General features: G+C 80.3%; 2 protein-coding genes. Both read right to left on the reverse strand.

Features of this window, described 5'->3' with window-relative positions:
- On the reverse strand, nt 1-679 hold a 679-nt coding region (locus ABZW03_RS40835), incomplete at its 3' end, for a hexose kinase (protein WP_355269939.1).
- Nucleotides 676-1,428, reverse strand: a 753-nt coding sequence (locus ABZW03_RS40840) for an ROK family protein (RefSeq protein WP_355269941.1), incomplete at its 5' end; no start/stop codon positions are given. The genes ABZW03_RS40835 and ABZW03_RS40840, both read right to left, overlap by 4 nt.

The raw sequence follows: 1,428 nt of genomic DNA on the forward strand, positions 1-1,428 counted from the left end.
CCTCGGGCGCCGCGGCGAGCAGCCCGTCCGGCCCGAGCGAGGCCACCACGGCCCCGGCCCCGGCGGCGCACAGCCGTTCCGCGCCCTCGGCCGGGTCCGCGGTGCCGGTCGCGGCGGCCAACTCGGCGGCGTTGGGCTTCACCACGGCCGGGCGCGCGGGCAGGGCCCGGAGCAGCGCGGGCCCGTCGGCGTCCAGGACGGCCGGGACGCCGTGCGAGCGCGCCCGCTCGACGAGCGTCCGGTAGGCGTCCGTCGGCAGCCCCGGCGGCAGGCTTCCGGACAGCACGGCGACCGAGGCGCCGGGCAGCAGCCGCTCGTAGTGGGAGAGGAAGCGCTGCCACTCCGACGGCGCGATCTCGGGCCCGGGTTCCAGCAGCATCGTGGTGTCCCGGTCGTCCGCCACGGCCACCGTCCGGCGGGTCTCCCCCGCCACCTCGACCAGTTCGTCCGGCAGACCGCTCGCGGCGAGCTCCGCCCGGACGGCCCGGCCGGTCGGCCCGCCGACCAGCCCGGTGACGGTCGCGCCGTGCCCGAGGGCGGCGAGGACCCGGGCGACGTTGACGCCCTTGCCGCCCGCCTGCCCGGTGCTGCTCCGTACCCGGTTGCTCGCGTGGAGCCGCACCTCCGGCAGCCGGTAGGTGAGGTCCAGGGCGGGGTTGAGCGTGACGGTGAGGATCACCGGCCACCGCCCGCCGGCAGGTCCCGGGCGAGCAGGGCGGCGCCCAGGCTGCCCGCCCGGTGGCCCAGTTCGGCGGCCACCAGCGGCGGCGCCGGGCGGAACGGCAGCCGCGCGGCGAGGGCGGTGCGCAGCGGTGCCAGGTACGCCTCGCCGGCGTGGGCCAGCCCGCCGCCGACGACCAGGCGTTCCGGGTCGAGCAGCACGGTCAGCGCGGCCAGGCCGTCGGCCAGCGCCTCGACCGCCTCGGTCCGGATCCGGCCGGCCAGCCGGTCGCCCGCTGCCGCCCGGGCCAGCACGTCCTCGGCGGTCGTCCGCCGCTCGCCGGAGGCCTCCGCGTAGCGGCGGGCGATCGCCGAGGCGGAGGCCAGCGTCTCCACGCAGCCGCGGTTGCCGCAGCCGCAGGGCTCGCCGCCGGGGCGCACCACCAGGTGGCCCAGCTCGCCCGCGAATCCCCGGCCGCCCGTGACGGGCCGTCCGTCGAGCACCAGCGCGGCGGCGATCCCGGTCCCGACCGGGACGAAGGCGAAGTGCGCGCAGCCGCGACCGGCCCCGAGCCGGCTCTCGGCGAGGCCGCCGGCCCGGACGTCGTGCCCGAAGGCCACCGGCAGGTCCAGGTGCTCCTCGGCCCGGCGGCGGACGGGCAGGTCGCGCCAGCCGAGGTTGGCGGCGAGGACGGCGGTGCCGCCGGCCTCGTCCACCAGGCCGGGGACGGCGATCCCGGCGGCCCGCGGCGGCGTTCCCCGGCGCAC

It is taken from the genome of Kitasatospora sp. NPDC004799 (assembly GCF_040609095.1).
Lineage (GTDB): Bacteria > Actinomycetota > Actinomycetes > Streptomycetales > Streptomycetaceae > Kitasatospora.